The organism is Heliobacterium chlorum (genome assembly GCF_014502795.1).
Lineage (GTDB): Bacteria > Bacillota > Desulfitobacteriia > Heliobacteriales > Heliobacteriaceae > Heliobacterium > Heliobacterium chlorum.
The window spans coordinates 1-1,171 of sequence record NZ_JACVHF010000100.1 but is presented as its reverse complement, the minus strand read 5'-3'; the positions used below and the strand labels follow the sequence as shown (position 1 = coordinate 1,171).

Genomic DNA, 1,171 nt, shown 5'->3' with positions numbered 1-1,171 from the left:
TGGGTAGCTATGTCGGGAGCGGATAAGCGCTGAAAGCATCTAAGCGCGAAACCGACCCAAAGATGAGACTTCCCACTACGCAAGTAGGTAAGACCCCAGGAAGATGACCTGGTGGATCGGCCCGGGATGTACACGCCGTGAGGCGTTCAGTCGACGGGTACGAATCGGTCGAGGACTTGACCTTACATTGACGCTTTACTATCAGGAAGATTTTATTTTGATGCAGCGGGACTGGGCGACCTCAGTCGTCGGCGGCTTTGCCGCCGGTAACGACGTGGGAACCGTCCGTAGCGGAATCAAAATAAAATTCTCCTCTGTGTAGTTTTCAAGGGACAAATCAATGTCCTGAATACCGTTCCTCGATAGCTCAACGGTAGAGCAACCGGCTGTTAACCGGTAGGTTGTAGGTTCGAATCCTACTCGAGGAGCCAATGTCGCGGGGTGGAGCAGTTGGTAGCTCGTCGGGCTCATAACCCGAAGGTCACAGGTTCGAGTCCTGTCCCCGCAACCAAAACTGGCGGTGTAGCTCAGTTGGTCTAGAGCATACGGTTCATACCCGTAGTGTCGTAGGTTCAAATCCTACCACCGCTACCAAATTTCATAAACCCATTGGAGAGATGGCCGAGTTGGTCGAAGGCGCACGATTGGAAATCGTGTAGGCGGGCAAAACCTGTCTCAAGGGTTCGAATCCCTTTCTCTCCGCCATGTCGGGGTGTAGCTCAGTTTGGTGGAGCGCCTGCCTTGGGAGCAGGAGGCCGCACGTTCAAATCGTGTCACCCCGACCACTTAATCTTGCAAAATGCGCCCGTAGCTCAGTGGATAGAGCACTGGTCTCCGGAACCAGGTGCGCAAGTTCGATTCTTGCCGGGCGCACCATCTAATAGGGGAGTAGCTCAATGGTAGAGCGGCGGTCTCCAAAACCGTAGGCTGCGGGTTCAAGTCCTGTCTCCCCTGCCATTAGACAATCGTTATTTGTGGGTATCAACGATTTCTAAAATATTCCGGTTGCAAGTTGGACCCTGACATGTTAAAGTAGCATTCTGTCGCAGAAGAGACGGAAAAGTGCCAAAAAGCGACATGTCTTATACCGATTCTGGTCCTTGAAAATCAAACAGTTGTTAAAGCAAAAGCGTGCGAACTAAAGTCAATTCGGCCCGCGTGAGCGGGAAGG

At 52.4% G+C, this 1,171-nt stretch carries 7 tRNA genes and 1 rRNA gene; all 8 read left to right on the top strand.

Annotated features, from left to right (window positions below):
- Window positions 1-184 (top strand): 23S ribosomal RNA (locus H1S01_RS20290); the annotation flags it as partial.
- Between the two features lie 172 nt (window positions 185-356).
- A tRNA-Asn gene (locus H1S01_RS20285) sits at window positions 357-431 on the top strand.
- A gap of 4 nt (window positions 432-435) precedes the next feature.
- Window positions 436-511 (top strand) — tRNA-Met (locus H1S01_RS20280).
- Window positions 512-516: 5 nt separating this feature from the next.
- Window positions 517-594: transfer RNA gene (locus H1S01_RS20275), tRNA-Met, on the top strand.
- A gap of 17 nt (window positions 595-611) precedes the next feature.
- Window positions 612-705 (top strand) — tRNA-Ser (locus H1S01_RS20270).
- A gap of 3 nt (window positions 706-708) precedes the next feature.
- A tRNA-Pro gene (locus tag H1S01_RS20265) sits at window positions 709-785 on the top strand.
- 16 nt (window positions 786-801) lie between these two features.
- Window positions 802-876, top strand: a tRNA-Arg gene (locus H1S01_RS20260).
- A gap of 6 nt (window positions 877-882) precedes the next feature.
- Window positions 883-957, top strand: a tRNA-Trp gene (locus H1S01_RS20255).
- The last annotated feature ends 214 nt before the right edge of the window (window positions 958-1,171 follow it).